The sequence below is a fragment of the Leptospira koniambonensis genome, from assembly GCF_004769555.1.
Taxonomy (GTDB): Bacteria; Spirochaetota; Leptospiria; order Leptospirales; family Leptospiraceae; genus Leptospira_B; species Leptospira_B koniambonensis.
The window spans coordinates 1,511,994-1,529,737 of the sequence record NZ_RQFY01000004.1; the positions used below are offsets into that span (position 1 = coordinate 1,511,994).

The 17,744-nt window shown below is 37.9% G+C and carries 14 protein-coding genes; 5 read left to right on the plus strand and 9 right to left on the minus strand.

From position 1 onward, the window contains the following. Positions 1 to 10: 10 nt before the first annotated feature. On the minus strand, positions 11 to 1,477 hold the full coding sequence (locus EHQ52_RS11170; RefSeq protein ID WP_135615231.1) for an aspartate aminotransferase family protein: 1,467 nt from the start codon (positions 1,475 to 1,477) through the stop codon (positions 11 to 13). 148 nt (positions 1,478 to 1,625) lie between these two features. On the opposite strand from EHQ52_RS11170, the gene EHQ52_RS11175 reads away from it, so the two are divergent. Further along, entirely contained in the window at positions 1,626 to 2,288 is a 663-nt protein-coding gene (locus EHQ52_RS11175; RefSeq protein ID WP_135615232.1) for a TetR/AcrR family transcriptional regulator, read from the plus strand. Here the strand turns inward: EHQ52_RS11175 and EHQ52_RS11180 are convergent. From EHQ52_RS11180 to EHQ52_RS11195, 4 genes are all read right to left on the minus strand, one after another. After that, positions 2,263 to 3,600 carry a hypothetical protein gene (locus EHQ52_RS11180; RefSeq protein ID WP_135615233.1) on the minus strand — a complete coding sequence of 446 codons (1,338 nt, stop codon included), beginning with the start codon at positions 3,598 to 3,600 and terminating at the stop codon, positions 2,263 to 2,265. The genes EHQ52_RS11175 and EHQ52_RS11180 overlap by 26 nt on opposite strands. A 15-nt stretch (positions 3,601 to 3,615) precedes the next feature. After that, complete coding sequence (locus EHQ52_RS11185; RefSeq protein WP_135615234.1) at positions 3,616 to 4,938, minus strand: hypothetical protein; 1,323 nt, start codon at positions 4,936 to 4,938, stop codon at positions 3,616 to 3,618. A 181-nt stretch (positions 4,939 to 5,119) separates the two neighbouring features. Next, positions 5,120 to 6,397 (minus strand): LA_0442/LA_0875 N-terminal domain-containing protein, encoded by a 1,278-nt coding sequence (locus EHQ52_RS11190; RefSeq protein ID WP_135615235.1) that lies wholly within the window; start codon positions 6,395 to 6,397, stop codon positions 5,120 to 5,122. 78 nt (positions 6,398 to 6,475) lie between these two features. Continuing rightward, the gene (locus EHQ52_RS11195) at positions 6,476 to 7,780 is read right to left on the minus strand and encodes an LA_0442/LA_0875 N-terminal domain-containing protein (protein ID WP_425269387.1); all 1,305 of its coding nucleotides are present in this window, start codon (positions 7,778 to 7,780) and stop codon (positions 6,476 to 6,478) included. A gap of 124 nt (positions 7,781 to 7,904) precedes the next feature. On the opposite strand from EHQ52_RS11195, the gene EHQ52_RS11200 reads away from it, so the two are divergent. Both EHQ52_RS11200 and dinB read left to right on the plus strand, forming a co-directional pair. After that, a complete protein-coding gene (locus EHQ52_RS11200; RefSeq protein ID WP_135615237.1) occupies positions 7,905 to 8,633 on the plus strand; it encodes a ComF family protein in 729 nt (242 codons plus the stop codon). Positions 8,634 to 8,675: 42 nt separating this feature from the next. After that, a complete protein-coding gene (dinB, locus tag EHQ52_RS11205) occupies positions 8,676 to 9,773 on the plus strand; it encodes a DNA polymerase IV (protein WP_135615238.1) in 1,098 nt (365 codons plus the stop codon). Position 9,774: 1 nt separating this feature from the next. Here the strand turns inward: dinB and EHQ52_RS11210 are convergent, their stop codons facing one another. The 4 genes from EHQ52_RS11210 to EHQ52_RS11225 all read right to left on the minus strand — a co-directional run bounded on the left by EHQ52_RS11210 (position 9,775) and on the right by EHQ52_RS11225 (position 15,353). After that, the gene (locus EHQ52_RS11210; RefSeq protein WP_135615239.1) at positions 9,775 to 10,524 is read right to left on the minus strand and encodes a hypothetical protein; all 750 of its coding nucleotides are present in this window, start codon (positions 10,522 to 10,524) and stop codon (positions 9,775 to 9,777) included. A 105-nt stretch (positions 10,525 to 10,629) separates the two neighbouring features. Then, complete coding sequence (locus EHQ52_RS11215) at positions 10,630 to 12,486, minus strand: RecQ family ATP-dependent DNA helicase (RefSeq protein ID WP_425269393.1); 1,857 nt, start codon at positions 12,484 to 12,486, stop codon at positions 10,630 to 10,632. Positions 12,487 to 12,510: 24 nt separating this feature from the next. Next, a complete protein-coding gene (gene mnmC1 / locus EHQ52_RS11220; RefSeq protein ID WP_135615241.1) occupies positions 12,511 to 14,451 on the minus strand; it encodes an FAD-dependent 5-carboxymethylaminomethyl-2-thiouridine(34) oxidoreductase MnmC1 in 1,941 nt (646 codons plus the stop codon). Next, a complete protein-coding gene (locus EHQ52_RS11225) occupies positions 14,448 to 15,353 on the minus strand; it encodes an LIC10647 family lipoprotein (protein WP_244244838.1) in 906 nt (301 codons plus the stop codon). Before EHQ52_RS11225 ends, mnmC1 begins: the two co-directional genes overlap by 4 nt. A gap of 184 nt (positions 15,354 to 15,537) precedes the next feature. Between EHQ52_RS11225 and dusA the strand changes: the two genes are divergently transcribed. Then, entirely contained in the window at positions 15,538 to 16,587 is a 1,050-nt protein-coding gene (gene dusA / locus EHQ52_RS11230) for a tRNA dihydrouridine(20/20a) synthase DusA (RefSeq protein WP_135615242.1), read from the plus strand. 47 nt (positions 16,588 to 16,634) lie between these two features. Next, a complete protein-coding gene (locus EHQ52_RS11235) occupies positions 16,635 to 17,576 on the plus strand; it encodes an MBL fold metallo-hydrolase (protein ID WP_135615243.1) in 942 nt (313 codons plus the stop codon). The last annotated feature ends 168 nt before the right edge of the window (positions 17,577 to 17,744 follow it).

The following is a 17,744-nucleotide window of genomic DNA, read 5'->3' on the forward strand; positions in this document are numbered from 1 at the left end:
GATCTAAAGGTTATACACCTTCGACTTTTTGGAACACTCTTTCGAATCTTTTTAATGCGTCATCAATCACAGCATCTGTATCAGCAGCGCTCGTATATAAGCGGCTTCCTGCAAGAGTAACGATACCTTCTGCCATGTAAGCCGCTCCCATTTCTTCCATCGCTTTTTTACGAGTATGAGCTTCGTGAATTGTGGATTTGATCTTCCAGAATTTTTTGATATCAATCTCTAAAAGCATGGTTCCAACAGTTTCCAAATGGCAGATAGATCCTTGGTTAAATGCCACGAAAGGTAGATTATACTTCTTAATTAATTTTTGTAAACCAGCAGTGATCCTATCTCCCGCTCTTCCTGCTTTTTCGCAGGCCTTTTGTTTTTCGATCTCAAGAAGAGTGTAATAACCTGCAGCGGAGCTAAGAGGGTTTGCTGCCATGGTCCCACCGATCAGTGCTTTTTTGACACCTGTTTGAAGTCCCGCAGAAAGATACTTCATGTATTCTTTCTTTCCACCCAATCCGCCGGCAGAAGGGTAACCACCAGCAACCACTTTACCGAATACAGTTAGATCTGGAGTGACTCCGTAATAACCTTGAGCGCCGCTTAGGCCGATACGGAATGCAGTCACAACTTCATCAAAAATTAGTAATGCTCCATACTTATCGCAAAGTTCTCTGACTCCTTTATTGAAATCCATGTCTATAGGGCGAGTTCCACTTTCTGGTCCAATTGGCTCCAGGATAACTGCCGCAGTGCCGCCTCTCCAACGATTTCTTTTTAAGGTTCTTTCTAATGCGTTTAGGTCATTTGGATAGAATTCTTGAGTATATTTGAAAACATGTTTAGGAATTCCATGAGATTCAAAATGTCTTGTGCCTGGAAGACGAAGTCCATAAGCTAACTGATCACTCCAACCGTGATAAGCCCCGCCCATCTTAACGATATTTTTCTTTTTAGTAGCAAGCCTTGCAACTCGGATAGAAGCCATACAAGCTTCCGTTCCAGATCCTAACATACGGAACATTTGTACAGAAGGCATATGCTCCACAATCTTCTCCGCAAGTCTTAACTCATACTCATGGAATAAACCAGTCACTGGTCCTGTTGTTTCCAGAAGTTTAACAACCTTCTTACGAATACTAAGAGGGTTACTTCCTAAAACTGTAGGACCTCCCGCTTGTAAGAAGTCTATGTATTTGTTTCCATCAAGATCAAATAAATGTGCGCCAGAAGCTTTAGTGAAAACAAGAGGGAATGGATAATTGAATGCGAGATTATGCTGAACTCCGCCAGGAATGTATTCGGAGGCTTCCGCGATCATAGTTTTGGATTTAGAACATTTCTTCTCAAAAAATTCCTGAAGGTATTTCTCCATCTCATTCTTCTTAATAGAGCGAATTGGCTGGCGAATCAGGTCATGAAGTTGTTTATAAACCCCTTTTACGTCTGGGTATTGAGAAATAGCGAAGCCGGTAGACATATCTTTTTCCTTTTTTTGCGGAATATAAGTTGACAGTGAGTGAATACTCACTCACTGTCAACTAGAAAATATAGAAAAGACGCTTCCGGGAAAATTTTCCGTATTCCGGAGCTTAGGAACCGCTCAGGTAGTAAATATAGGAAGTACTGTGGCCGAATTTACCTCTTCAAAATACAATAGAGATACTTTTGATAAGATCCCGGAAGAAAAAAGGACCAGGATACTTTCAGTTGCGATCGCAGAATTTGCAAACCGAGGTTTCAATAATGCGAATACGAATATTATAGCGAAGAAAGCCGGGATCAGCGTTGGGTCCTTATACAAATACTTCGATACAAAAGAGGATTTTTTTCTTACCGCTGTTGGTTACGGGATCCACCAGTTAGAAAAAACTTTAGAAGAAGTCCTTAGCGAAGAAAGTGATCTATTCGGTAAGATTGAAAGAATTCTAAGGATCATCCAAAAACATTCCAGAGAAAATAGAGATATCATCCGTTTATACAACGAGATCACTGCAGAAGGAAATTCAGAATTGATCAGAGGACTTTCCTCTGATATGGAAAGTGTTTCTGCGAAAGTATATACTTCGTTATTGGCAGAGGCGAAGAAGTCCGGGTCTGTTGGTAAAGACGTAGACGAGAAAATTTTTGCATTCTGCATAGATAATCTTTTTATGATACTTCAATTCTCTTATGCGACTGAGTATTATCGAGAAAGAATGAAGGTTTATTTGGGAAAAGACTTTGATAATGATGAGAAGGTCGTAAAAGGGATAATGTCTTTCATTAAAAGGGCTCTGGAGAAGAAGTAGGGTTCCAATTAACTTTACCTTCCGATATATCAAAACATTTCATCAATCCGATTTCTATAGATTCAGATTTAGAACTTCCGACATAAGGAGGGGCTAACGTTTTAAGAAAAATTTGCGATATAGCCGCTTGCACTGGATCAACGGATTCAGTCGAACTTCTATCAATACTTATAGATTCTAAATTATATTTCCAATACAAGGATTGAAAGCCCACCCAAACAGATACGTCCGATAAATGAAATATCATTTTGTAGCCTATGTATCTTGCGGTGGCTTTCCAAAATGTATTCTCTGAAAATGTAGAAGCTTTAACAGGCTGCTGAGGTGGACCTGGCCCTTCTTGGTAGAACAAACTTGCATTATGATGTCTTTCTCCTGAAAGTATTGCAGAATAAAATTCGAATCGATTTTCGATGAAAGAATTGGCCTTTAGGGATAGTTTTATTCCGATAAGCGGTCCTTTCATGGACTCGAACATAATATTTTTCTGGAGACCGTTTATATAAAATGCAGATGAGTAGATTGGGTTCATAACGGAACTATGTTCCGGACTTTTAGCCCAAGTTTGTAAATAGCCCAATGACGGACGAATTTGGAACAAATTATCTGAATACGTTAAGTAACTTATATCTCCTTTAATAAATGTTTGGCTATTTGTGAAAGGGTGTTTCGCGGCCGTATTTAAATTTAAATTTGAACTTAGTATATATTGATTAAAATCTCGAGCTTCTCCTGTAAATGTCGACCCAGAAAATGATGAAGATATTTTTTTCCAATAATAGTTCATTTCGTAGGACGCAGTTAACCCAGGTTTATTATTCCTATTTCCATTTACGTAAATATTATTTTCCTCTCCGTTTAGTCCTACTTCTCCCATGTGTCTAAGTTGGAACGCAACCAGATCGCGTGTTGATTGGTATGATCCGTATCCGATCCCGAGGCTAATCTCGAATTTATGTTTTAGTAAATTGGTTTTTTCATTCTGTAATTCTGAGGGCTTTTTAGAACTTTCGATAATTTCGTTTGTTTCAGGCGTAGTCTGTATAATCGGTTCAAATTTTTGAACATCAACTGCAGTGTTCTCTTGAGAGGGGCTTTGTTCCAATTCAGAAATGTTTTCTATGAATTTTTTTTCTAATTTACCAATGATGCCGTTTGCAGTTTTGATTTTTATATATTCTTCTGTTTCTTCTAAAACTTCTCCGACGACTACGACCCCTCCTTTTAGATAAATAGTTTTCTCTGCACCGTATGAAAAGGGGAATGGAAATATTATAAATGCTGTTAATAATAGTCGTCTATAAGCATTCATACTGTTGCTATTGAATTACAAAAACTCAAATCGTTTCATCAAACCTATTTCAACTGACTGCGATTGGGAAGAAGGAATGCCAGATTTCGCGATTAGATTTATTAAGGCTTGTCTACCGATTTCGCCAGCCAAAGTGGGTTCTCGATTTACAGAAAAATTTGCTAAGGTTTCCAGTTTATATTGCCATCCGATTGAATCAGCTCCTATCCAAAGTGAGAGGCCGCTATTAAAATTATAAAAGATCTTGATACCGTAATATTGCCCCTTCGCTCTCCATTTAACGGTTTCCAAAAGAATAGATATTAAAGTTGTCGGCTCTCCAGAAGTAACAAGATCGGGTTGATACGCAGCAGCGGGGGTAATTGCATTATAACTTCGATTTCCGCTTAGGGAAAGAAAAGAAGACTCTAATCTGATCTCCCAGCGCTCATTGATTGGAAATGATAATTTTAAACCGCTTATCCATCCTTTCATAATTTCAGAAATATTTCCGTTTTGGATCCCGCTATACGGTAATCTAGATGTTCCATAATTAATGACAGTAAATAATGTATGATGATCGTTAATGCTTCCATGAGACTCTAACATCCCGATTAAAGGACGGACTTTTATTATAGAATTCGAATATACTAGATAAGATAAATCCCCCTTGCTAATGTTTTGATTTTCGGGAAGATTGCTTAGAGAAAAAAATGGTACCGGAACCAAGGTCCCACTGGAGGAATCCGGAAAATATCCTAAATTTTTATGATTAGTTTTACCTCGATATTGATGATAGTCCAAAGAAACGGATATATTTTTCCAATAATAGTTTAATCCGAAGCTGTTTGACAGACTGTCATTACCACTATTGTGAATCGGCGCACTTATTGTTTGGTCGGTGATGCCGACTTCGATATCTTGGTATCGATTGGAGAATTTGGCACCTGGGGATTTGTATCTTCCCAACCCAAGCCCTGCGTAAAATTCTAATGTATGATGTTTAATTTGCGGGAGAACTGCGACCGGTTTTGAGTCTGTTTTACTATTCTCTAACGGTGTTATAAGAGATTCGGTTTTCGATTCTTTGGAAGGAATTTCGATGAACGGAGGAAGTTCTTCAGGTTGCGGATTTGGGCTTCCCTCTTCTTTTTTTCGATTGGGTTCTAAAATGGGATCTGTGTTTTCCGCCTCATTTAAGACAGATTTTGTTTTCTTCGGTAAACCCGAAACCTCGTCGAAGATATTCTCAACAAAACGTTTCTCTAATTTTCCTTGTACTCCCCCGCTTGTTTTGACCCTTATGTAAATATCTGTCTCTTCTGTGATAATTCCTTGTATCGTTATACCGTTTTTCAACCGGATCCTTTTTTCTTCACTTGAGACGATATAGAAGGGAAATGATAGCGCAACGGCTAGTAATACCCTTCTGAAAATATGCATAAGGGAAACTTTTTGTTAAGAGCATATAGAACAACTAATATTTATGTAAGGAATAATAGGATTCGACTACTGGCCGGAGATTTCGAGGGTCCAAATACTAAATCTTCGAAATAAACTCAAATCTTTTCATCACTCCAAATTCCAGGATCGCAGATCTACTTTCTGAATTGATCGTTTTGCCTACAGCTTCCATTACTTTTTGCTGTATTAAGTAAGCACCAGGATTACTCAAATCTACTCCAATTAATCCGTCTTTGGATGAATAAAGATACTGTTGATATGAATTCAGATTATATTTCCACTCATAAAATTGAAATCCTGCGTAAACCGAAATCGTAGGAGTCACTCGATAAACCAATCGATAGAGAAGATGGAAACCATTTGCATTCCAAGAAATATTTTGATCTTGTCTGTAGAATGCTAACTGAGATAGATTTGTGGGAACAAGTCCAGATACTATACTTCCATCCTGGTTACCTGATAAAGTTAGATTATGATATTCTAATCTATTTTCCCATCTTTCTCCCATTCGAATGGTTGCTTTTAGTCCTATAGTATAACCTTTAAGAGTTTCATTAAATTTCATTACACCTTGGGAATATAGATATAACCCTGTGTCGATATAATAGGACGTGGATAAATTTGTATCCTGAGATTGTCCCCAGAAGTGTTGGTATCCTATTGTAGGTCTTAAATCGAATCTGTCGTTTGTAAAAGCAAGAAATGATAATTCGTTTTTCAAAGAGCTTTGTCTTTCCGGAAAACTTCCTGTGCTATGCATCATACCACTTGCATAAGAATGACTATCATAGGTGCTTCTATTACCTAAATAGGATCCTGTAATTCCCCCAGACCATCTTTTCCAAGTATAGATCGCTCCATACGTTTGGGACAATTCAGGAGAATGTGTAGGTTTATCGATTACAGTAGGAAGAGTTCCGGAGAGCAATCCCATTTTGTTTTGGACTTGCACCGGAAGCTCTTGTGTCTCAGGAGAATATCTCCCTGCTCCTAATCCGAAGGAGATTTCTAAATCATTTCTCTTTAATTGGTCTATATGAAAATTTACCAAAGGTTTGGGGACTTCTATAATTTGTGGTGTAGGCGTTTGTTCCGCTTGGACTGGCTTTTTTTCTTCCTGCTGAACTTTTGTAGGTTCATTGAAACTTACGGTATTGATCTCAGATTTGTTTAGTTGTATCGTTTTTCCATCTGCAGTTTTGATCGTCATACTGGCCGCGGTCTGTTGTAATATCTCTGCGCGAATGACCTGGCCATTCTTTAGATAGATGGTTTTCATTTCCGCAAACAAAGAAACAACTGGGGTCAATAAGAAGGTGAATAGTAGAAGGAACCGAAAAAGAGCCAATTTCATCTGCGACGTATTCTGTATCTTAAAAGCTCGGATGCAATAATTTAATGGTCTTAATCTAACTTCGCAAACAAATTTCGATTATTGAGATAACTCGAATCTTTTCATAACTCCGAATTCTAAGGAGGAGGCTTTGCTTGTGGCCGGGGTCATTTTCGCTGTGGAAGTTAACAGAAGATTTATAAGGACCAATTGATCGACGGGGCTTGGATTGTCTATATTGGCTAACCCATCGAAAGATTGATCTAATGATTTTAAAGAATATTTCCATTCGAATGCTTGGATCCCTGCCCAAAAAGAAATTGTGGGTGTCCATTTATAGAATAGTTTATAAGAAAAATTGAATCCTTTTGCGTCCCACTGTATACTTCCTCGGATTACTCCATAATCAAAAAAATTAGGAGGGTTGAACATTGACAAAGTTCCGTTACTGTACTGTGCACCTGAAAGCATTAGATAATGTAATTCAATTCTATGTTCCCATCTTTCCCCTTGTCTAACTGTAGTTTTTAATCCGATAGATGGGCCTTTCAATTTTTCCAAGAAGTAATAATGGTATTTGAAAAAAGAAGTTAGTTCATTTCCGTTATAGCCGGTTGAAATTGTATTATTATCGTCTGTCTTTCCCCAAAACTGAGAATAACCAAAACTAGGTCTTAGATCGATCCTTTGATTACTATAAGCGAGATAGGAAATATCTGCTTTTAAGGAACTTTGTTTTTCGGGGAATTTTCCGGCGATCTCTTGCAAACTAGCATTAGGATTATATATTTTAATTCTTTCGGATGTTTCACCGCCGAAATGATTTGCGCTTATGCCAAATGCAAACTTCTTCCAATAGTATATGGCGCCCATACTATAAGCTAAACCTCTTTTGTAACTGGGCGAATCATGATCAGGAGGAAGTTGTCCAGTTAGTATATTTGCTTTTACTGAAGTTTGATTTAAATAGGATTCGGTAGGAGGGCGATATGTTCCAAGGCCCGCTCCAAAAAATAATTCTATATCCTTCCTTTTGACCTGGTCAATTGCATAAGGACTAGCAGTTTTATTTATTTCGGGTTCTGGCGTTTTACTAACTTCTGGAGTAGGAGGGGGTGGTTCTTCGACTACAGCGGTTAGTTGTTTTAATTTTTCCTCCGACTCTCTCTTTTCTTGAACGGTGGGTTCCTTGTAACTAACTCTTTGGATCTCTTTCTTATTCAGTTGTTTGACCTTTCCGTCTTCCATTTTGATCTGCATTGTCGTTGCAGTTTGTTGGATGACTTCTCCGCGTAAGATCTGCCCGTTCCTCATATAGATCGTTTGTATTTCCGCAAACAGTTCGGCTACGGGAGAAGATAATAAAATAATTAAGAAACAGATTCTTATGTTGGAACTTCCCATAACGCGGCCTATTAGAAGGCACGTTTACTTGATAGGCAATAACTTATTAAATACTTATGAATAAAAGGTGCTCTAATTAAGGAAAAATGCCCGCGGTAAAGATCGTTTAACACCTGTATCGTTTATGAGATTTTTATACTTTCTTCGGCTTTTGGATTTCTTCTTTCCTTTACTCTGCGGGATTTGCGGCAGAGAAGACTTCTTTTCCTTAAAAATAGGCCTTTGTAAAAGATGCAACTATGCTGCTCGGACTTCCAAACAATTATATCGATGTAATGTATGTTCTTCTCCCTTGCCTGATGCAGAGAAGGTTTGTGAATTTTGCGATTCCAGAAATGTATTTTTCACAAAAGTTTTCAGCCTGAGAGATAGGACCGACCTTTTAGGAGAATTATTAAATAAGCTGAAATCAAATAATGAATATCCTGTTTCTATTTTTCTTTCTTTGGGTATCAGAAAGGCATTGAGAGAGCTGAAAACATTGGATTTGGATGCTTGTATACTTCTTCCTAGCTATTCTAAAAATAAAATTTTTAATCCTGATCTCAGACCGTTCTCTCCAAGCGGCAGATTGTATGAAGAGACAAGGAGAATATTAAAAATTCCTTTAATAGATCCATTGATAAAAACAAGTCCGGAAAGACAGGCGGGCAAAAATTTCTCCGAAAGATTTTTTCATGCGTATTCTGCATGGGGAATCAAATCGAATTGGAAGGATCGTTGCCCTTCTAAGATATTATTATTGGACGATGTTTTTACTACTGGCGCAAGTGTGAACGAGGCATGCCGAATTTTAAAGAAGAATGGTACAAAGTCGGTTTATGTTTTAACCTATCTTAGGGTTTCGGATTAAACTTGACTAATCTATATATCCGTTTAGTATAGATGGAAGAAGATGATTCGAAAAATTCTACATGTAGACATGGACGCATTTTATGCTTCTGTAGAACAAAGAGATAATCCGAGTTATCGGGGCAAACCAATCATTGTTGGAGGTCCTCCGGATTCCAGGGGGGTGGTATGCGCTGCAAGTTATGAAGCAAGGAAATTCGGAGTTCGCTCTGCAATGCCTTGCTCTCAAGCTGCGAGACTTTGTCCTTCCGGGATTTTTGTAACTCCTCGTTTCGAAGCATACAGAAAAGTATCTTCAAAAATCAGACAAATTTTTTTAGAATACACGGACCTTGTGGAGATGTTGTCCTTGGACGAGGCATTTTTAGATGTCACCCAAAATAAGAAGAATATTCCTTATGCAAGTGAAGTTGCAAAAGAGATAAGAGAAAGAATTTTCGAAGAGACTCAGCTGACAGCATCGGCTGGAGTTTCCATCAATAAATTTTTAGCTAAAATTGCTACCGACCAAAATAAACCGAATGGAATGACAATCGTTCGTCCGGAGCAGATTGAAAAGTTTATAGATTCATTAGATGTTTCTGTATTTCCAGGGATTGGAAAAGTTACATTAAAAAAAATGCATGAACTTGGGATCAAAAAGGGAAAGGACCTAAAAGAAAAAAGCCTGGAGATGTTAGGCCAAAATTTTGGTAAATCTGGCCGTTGGTTCTTTGCAGTATGCAGGGGTTTAGATGATAGACCTGTAGAGCCTTATAGAGAAAGAAAATCCTTAGGTGCAGAATCTACGTTTGCTAAAGACCTGGAAAATGGCTCGGATATATTTAGAGAACTTGCTGATATCGCTGAAGAATTAGAAAGAAGGCTTTTACAAAAACCTTTTCCAGGAAAAACAATTACTCTCAAAGTAAAATTTTCAGACTTCACCCAAAAGACCAGGAGTATTACTGAAGACTATTCCTATCTGGATAAAAATGAATTGTACCGGATCGGATCTAAACTTTTGGAAGAATTTATATTGGGATCCGGTAAATCTATTTTTCCAATTCGCCTTTTAGGTTTAAGCCTTTCTCATCCAGAAAGTAAAAGTTCTCAGATCAAAAGTGAAGACGAAGAAGATCTGTTTCCTTCTCTATTCTAAACTATTTAGAAGTATCTCCATCTATTCCAGAAGGAACCAAGTTTGCGATCCCTTGTCTGAGATTGGCCCATTCTTGCCTGCATTTTTTATCCGAATCTTTTTCTTCATTATAATGGATCATGGATCTTCCCGCTGCAAGTCCTGCTAATTTAGAATTATCGAATATTTTCCAGGCGATACTTAAAATGAATAAACCTACAAATGGAAGTGCGATCTTTAAGATCCCATGATGTTTGGAATCCATAATCGATCCTAAAAATGTGCATATAGAGCCAATGCTGAATAAATACCAACCTATATAAAAATAATCTTCTGCAATCTCGGAAGCATTATTGATCATATATCTACAGAAAGATCCATCCATCTCTACCAATTCTTTTTTTCCGGACGGTAAAAGATTTTCTATAAACGGTTTTTCTAATCTGGACTTTCCTAAATAGGGCTGGATCTCTAAGAATAAATTGATCCCTAAATACAACATTCCAATGAAGAAGATTATAAAAAAAGGTCTGTATAAAAGTTTGGTCCTTTCTGTAGATCTGTATATTTCCAGTTCAGATTCAGGAACTCCCATCTTTTTGGAAATTCTGTCTTTGTATTGTTGGAATGCTAGGTTATCCATGAATGCAATATAATCTGTAGCAGGAGGAGAATCTTTTGTCTCCTTACTTTGAAGCCAAACATTTACTTCGTTTAAAGCTTTGGTCTTGGAAACTTTGAAGTATGGAAAGATAAGACGGATCAGAAACATATAGTTTTCCTAATGTATAAAATCAGCAAATAGATTGGCTGGTCAGATTAGGAAATCTTTAAGATGTGTGCAAGGCGTTTTTTTAGGTTCGAAAAGTAGAAAAGGTTAAAACTTCTCTAAAATAGCTAAAATTTCTCTCCCATATTGTCTAACTTTGGCTTCTCCCATACCTTTGATTGCCATTAGATCCTCCAGACTTTCCGGTTTCTGGGAAACAATTCGGACAAGCACAGGATTTTGGAGCACCATAAACTTCTTCCATTTATTACGTCTCGCGATCCTGTCTCTGAAGTTTTTGAGTTCATTCAGAATAAGTTTATCCCCGCTAAGTGGAACTTTTTTGCGAGGTTTATCGGGATCGTCAAATACCGGTTTAGGTTTTCCGAATGCAGTTAGATAGATTTTAGGATATTTATCCCCTTTAACAGAAAGTTTTTTAGCCTTCTGCCAATCTTCTAAAAGTTTAAGAATAGATTCTTCAGGAACATGCTTTAAGGAAGAATAATATTCAGATTTATCCAATCTTCTGCGGAGTATATCTTTAGATTTTGCGCCTCTTAAAGTGCCTGCGATGATTTTTTTACCAAATTTTGCAGGATATTCTGAGATCAATCCTTCTATCGATCTGATCTCGTCTGCATCGAAGATATGAGATTCTTTCTCCTTTTTCTTTTCTGCTTTTAATCTTTCTCTTTCTGTATAGGCAAGTCTTGCAGAATGAGAAGATGCGGAATCTGCACAAGTATCGCAGGATCCACAATTAGAGATTTTTTCTCCGAAATAATCACATAAGATCTTTTGCCTGCAGTCAGGAGAACTTACATAAGATTTTACATGAGAGAGTAGGGTTTCTCCTCCCTTATAATTTGCTTCTTTGGAAAGAAGAAAACTTTGAACGCTTAAATCGCCAGGTAAGAAGAATAATACACAATCAGAATTTTTACCGTCTCTACCAGCTCTTCCTGCTTCTTGGTAATAACTTTCTAAGGAAGAAGGTACCTGATAATGAAGGACCAATCTTACGTTAGGGCTGTCTAGTCCCATTCCGAATGCGTTTGTGGCTACAAGTATATTCGTTTTTCCGGATGAATATCCTTCCTGCGCTTTTTCCCGGCTCGAGTCTGTTCTTCCTGCGTGATACTTTCCTACTTTGTATCCTGATTTGCGGAGAAGTTCGTAAATTTCGTCCACTTTTGCGCGGGTAGAGCAATAGATTATTACTTTTCCTGAAACAGATTTTTGAAAAAACCCCTTTTCTAATATTTCTAAAAGCAAATTTTCTTTTTCTCTTTCTGAGTCTGGATATACTACCGAAAATTTTAAATTCTCTCTGGCGTATGTCCCTTGCACATGTAAAGGGAGTTTTAATCCTAAACTATCAGAGATATCTTTTTTAACTCTATCGGTTGCGGTAGCAGTCAGGGCTACCCAAGGAGTTCCTTCTTGTAAATAAGAACGTAATGTATGAAGTTTTCTGTATTCAGGACGGAAATCATGACCCCATTGAGAAACACAATGTGCCTCGTCCACTGCCATTAAACTCACTGGAAGTTTTGGAAGTAGATTTAAAAAAGAACGTGAGACAGCTCGTTCTGGAGAAATATATAATATTCTAATCTTTCCAGTTGCAGCAGAAGATAAAACTCTGACTTGCTCCAGATCATCTTGGGTAGAATTACAATAAGCTGCTTGGATACCTTTCGCTTTTAGTCCGTCTACTTGATCCTTCATTAATGCGATCAATGGAGAGATTACGATAGTAAGAGAACTTGCCTCTGCAAAGGAAGGCAATTGATAGATGAGTGATTTTCCGCCGCCTGTGGGAAGAATTGCGAGCACATCTTTTCTTCCCAATAACGCTCGGACTGCTTCCCATTGGCCTTGCCTGAATTGGGAGAATCCGAAATGGGTATGTAGGATCTTTTTCCAATCCTCTATCGAAGAGGAGACTGTTCCAGTGATTGCAGACAAGTTGAAACTTCTTCCTTATTCTTGATTTCGGATCTTACGGTATAGAAATCTTGATGGATGTAGAGAAGAGTACAAGCTATTTTCGATAGATAAAGGTTCGTTTAAAAGAATCTCCGCCAAAATTTCCCCTCCCAGTAGGGAAGTCAAAACTCCCCTAGATCCCAAACCGCCGAACACAAACAGGTTTTTTTGCGGTTCTAAAAAAGGGAATTCTTTCTTTCGATTTTTTGGAAGACTCATACCTGAGTATATTTTTCGAAAAGGTTCCGAAGAATAGATCGGGCCAAGGATCGGAAATCGATCTGGGGTTTGGGAACGTATCCCAACGAAGTCAGAACGAACCTTGATCTGTTCCCAGTTTAAGCCTAAGAATGTATTTTGAGAATATTCTAAAATTTCTTCTCTATCCTTGGTTCTCGGATTTGGATCTAAATCAAATTCATCAAATGTGGATCCGTTAACTCTAATCCCATTTTTAGAAGGAGTTAGATATTTTTCTCCTACATTGATCGGATCTTTTTCGGAATCAATATTCGGATCTTCTAATATTTCTAATTGTCCTCTAACGGACCTAAGGGAGAAGGGAGTTTCTCCCCATAAACCTTGCAGTAAACTTTCTATTCCAAATGAATTTGCTAAGACCAAAACTTCCGTTTTAATTAAGACCTCTTTGTTTTCTGAGAACAATATCCATTCTTCGTTTTCGAAAGAGATTGATCCTACTTTCCCTTGTTTGAGTAAAATATTAGGATGATCTAAAAGTTTTTCTGTTAAGACAGGAGTATCTGTCCAGAAGCCAGAAGGATAATAGATACCTTTTACATCTTCGGGAAAGTTTTTTCCAAGGTTCGGTTTTAAATCTGCTAATTCTTTGGATAAAAAATGTGCCTTAACACCTTCTTCCAATCGAGCCCAAGGAAGATCGTCTCCTGAGAGTTGTAATGTGCCGGAAATTTGGTAAGAATCCTTGGATAAAAGATCAGAATAACGGCGGATAGAATTTCCAAGACAACGAATTGTCCATAAACTAGTTGGAGTTTCTCCCTTGGTTATATGAGGATGAGAAACTGCCATTGGAACAGAAGATGCACGTAACGCGTCGTGATCATCCCAAACTTCTACTTGGATCCCTCTCCAGGCTAATGCTCTTGCAATACTTGCCCCAGCAAGTCCTGCCCCAAGTACAGATACTTTTTCAGGAATTTTGCCAAATGAGGAATTTCTTCTTAAGAATGGGATTGGATTTAAGTCCGGTTCCAGTTCGGACTCGTATACTCCAATGAGCATTTCTCTTTTTCTTCCATATCCTGGGATTTTAGAAAGAGAGAAGCCTGCATCACTTAAACAATCTTTTACAGATCTTGCCACAGTGAATGTTGCAAAACTTGCATTTTTATTAGAAAGTCTTTTGAGTTGAATAGAAATATTTTCTCCCCAGAGATCAGGGTTTTTAGAAGGAGCAAATCCATCTAAGAAGAATGCATCGAATTTTCCGTTAGTTTCTGGAAGAGATTTGATTGCATCCCCTATCCAAAGGTCCAAGATCAAATTTTCTTTTTCGAATAAGAAAGTATTACATCCAGGGACGAGTAATATATATTTTTCTAAAAATAATTCTAATAGTTCTGAAAGTTCAGGAAAAGCAGAGATCGCTTTTCTAATATCATCTTTTTCTAATGGATATTTTTCGAAGGAAGTGAATCTGAGAACTCGGGCATTAGTTCTTTTTTTGCAATTTCTCCAAAGTTGCCAGGCGGCGAAAAAATTTAAACCTGTCCCAAATCCTAATTCTAAAATAGAGAATGAATATTGTGTTTCAGAAGAAGATAATCTTTCTTCTAATCTGTTTCCTTTTAGAAAAACATGTTTGGTTTCTTCTAATCCATTTTCCAGCGAAAAATAAATATCGTTAAATTCTCTGGAAACGGGGGTGCCGTTTTCTTTCCAGTCAATCATCCAGGATTTTCCGTATCGGCGTTGGCATCTTCTTTAGGAGGAAGACCAGCGGAAGGTAGATTTTGTAGAGGAGGATATGCTGGTCCTTCTTCTTTTTTATGAGGCTCTTTAGAAAGTTGTAATTCTTTTCTGACTCCCATTCTATAAGTAGTCATGTTCATATAAAGAGAAGGAGCAGGCAATCCGTTTGCAGTTGCAACTTGGTTCCTGATGTTCATACCTTTCCCATCCAGATCTCCGAAACTTGTGACCTCTAAAAATAAATACGCGTTATAAAGTATAGTTTCTGGAAAGTATTGGCCTATATTATATTCAAATAATAAACGAAGTCCCTTTAATTCTTGGAGCTGATTTTTGACGCTTGAGATCCTTTGTTCTCTTTCTATAATGTCCATTCTATAGACTGCGAGTCCATATATTGGTCCTACTCCAAAGTTTACATTCTTTCCTTCATAATAACCTAAATAAAGTGTGAAATACATCTGATAATCTTCGTAAGTGTATTCCATGTTTCTTCCCACTTGAGGAGGAAGAGGGAAAAGTTGATTAGATACATATTCGTCAAATGCAAGATAACGTCTTCCGTCATCCGGATAATTGATTAGATTTCCTCTATACGTTCTGGGAGAAGTTAAATTGAAAGACCAGGCAAGCCCGCTTAAGAAAGAAAAAAAACCTTTGATATCTCTAGTGCCAGGGATCCTGCTTGGAACAGATCCAATCGAATAAAATCCACGAGTAGTTGTAGAATCCCTGCTGACCACACTTGTATCTGTGTCTGAACCAGGGACACTGAACTTACTGATAGGTATTCCTTGGACATTGGAAGGATGAGTAAAAAAATCCAAAGCAGTATATTCCGCACCCGCATTGATAATGATCGAGTCTAGAATCCCACTCATACTCTTACATGAGGAGAAAATCAGAAATAAGCCACAGGCTAGAGTTTTGCGGTAAAAATCCGGATTTAGTCTCTTTGAATCCATTCTATAGAACCAAAATGAAATGGTCGGAAATCAAACCAAGCCCATTTCATGAGGCTTGACTGCTCACACCGAAAACCGAGGATCGTATTAGTCGAAGTATATGTCTTTCGAAAAAAAACAGCCAATCTTATATCCCGTATCGGTGGCTCCAATGATGGACTGGACAGATAGGCATTTTCGTTTTTTCTTAAGACTGATCACTAAACATTCATTATTCTACACTGAAATGGTGACTACGGGTGCCATACTAAGAGGGGACAAACATAGATTCTTACGTTTTTCACAAGAAGAATCTCCTGTTTCTTTACAACTAGGCGGGGATAATCCTTCTCAACTTGCAGAATGCGCTAAGATTGGAGAAGAATACGGATACTCTGAGATCAATTTGAATGTTGGTTGTCCAAGTGATAAGGTCCAAGTGGGAAATTTCGGAGCCTGTTTGATGAAAGACCCGAATAAGGTCGCTGATTGTATCTCTGAAATGGATTCCAAAACTTCAATACCCGTTACAGTAAAATGTCGTATTGGTGTTCGAGGAAAAGAAACATTAGAAGATCTGCATGAATTCGTAAGATCTGTAAGCATAGCAGGTGCGAGAAGGATCACTATACATGCAAGAATTGCGATATTGGAAGGTTTAAGTCCTGCTCAAAATAGAACTGTTCCTCCATTACGTTATGAGGATGTATATTCTATCAAAAAAAGTTTTCCTGATCTTGTGATAGAATTGAACGGAGGAGTTCGATCTATCTCAGATATACATTCCCATTTAGACAAAGTTGATGGAGTTATGATCGGGAGAGCAGCTTACGAAAATCCATTCTTATTCTCAGATGTGGATTCAGAATTTTTCGGAGCAAAACCTTCCAATCTGAGTCGTAGAGAGATTTTCGAGTCTACGCAAGAATATGTGTCTTCTCAAACTGCATTAGGTGAAAAGCCTAGCCGGATCTTAAAACATTTACTGGGAGCATTTCATGAGGTCCGGGGTGCTCGTTCCTATCGCAGGATTCTCACAGAAAAAATGTATTCTAACCCTAGTCCGAAATTACTTTTAGAAGCATTGCAGTCTATCCCTGACGAATATCTAGATCGTAAACTAGGGGATCCAAAAATTGAAAACAAAGAGGTTGTCCATCCAGTGGTTTAATCGGAGAACACTCGTCTAACTACTGCATACTATTTGCGGAGAGACCTTTGGACAAGATTCGAACGATAGATTGCGGATATGTAGAAGCAGGACTCGCCTGTGCCTATCTGATAGTGGACGGTGATAGAGCTGTATTCGTAGAAAATAATACGAATTATGCAGTTCCAATTTTATTAGAAGCACTAAAGGAAGAAGGTCTTACTCCTGAATCCGTAGATTATATTATAATCACTCATGTTCATCTGGATCATGCGGGAGGAACTGGAAAACTAATCTCTCTTTGTCCAAATGCAGCTGTTCTTGCTCATCCAAAAGCTGCTCCTCATGTAATCGATCCTACTCGTTTGATCAAAAGTTCCATCCAAGTATATGGAGAAGAGAATTATTTTAAGTTGTATGGCGAAATTCTTCCCGTTCCAAGTGAAAGAGTTAGAACAATGGGCGATGGAGAAGAGTTAGCGTGGCAAAAAAGAACATTTAAATTTTTGCATACGAGGGGACATGCAAATCATCATTTCTGCATTTATGATTCTCTAACAAATGGGATCTTTACCGGAGACACTTTCGGGATAGGTTATACATTATTTAGAAAAGGAAAAGATTCTTTATTATTTCCTTCTACCACACCAACAGATTTTGATCCTGAAGAAGCGATACTTTCAGTGGATAAGATAATTGCAACAGGTGCTGATAAGGCTTATCTTACACATTTCGGAGTTTGGGAAGATATCCGCTCTGGAGCTTCTCAAATGAAAGAAGGTCTTAACGTTATGAAAAATGTTATGATCTCTGCGGAAAAGACTGGTTTAGAAGGAGAAACTTTGGTTGCCTTTTGTGAAGCTAGAGTCCGTTCTTATTTGGAGGATCAAATTCATATCCGACATCTTCCTTTTGGAGAAAAAGAGGAAAGATTCATAGGCTTTGATTCTCAGATCAATGCGCAAGGGATTGCGTTTAAGATAGAAAGGTCTAGGAGGGTTAGGAAATAACTTTCCATCCCTTAAGTATCTATTTGTAATTCTTCTAACTCAAAGCTGAGAATCCAAAATAGTCTAGTACTTCTTAGGCGAAGTTTTTCATTTGATTTCCTTGTTTCGAATTTTTTGAATATACATGTGGGCATAATATCGGATGGATCTGATAGAAAAAGAAATCTA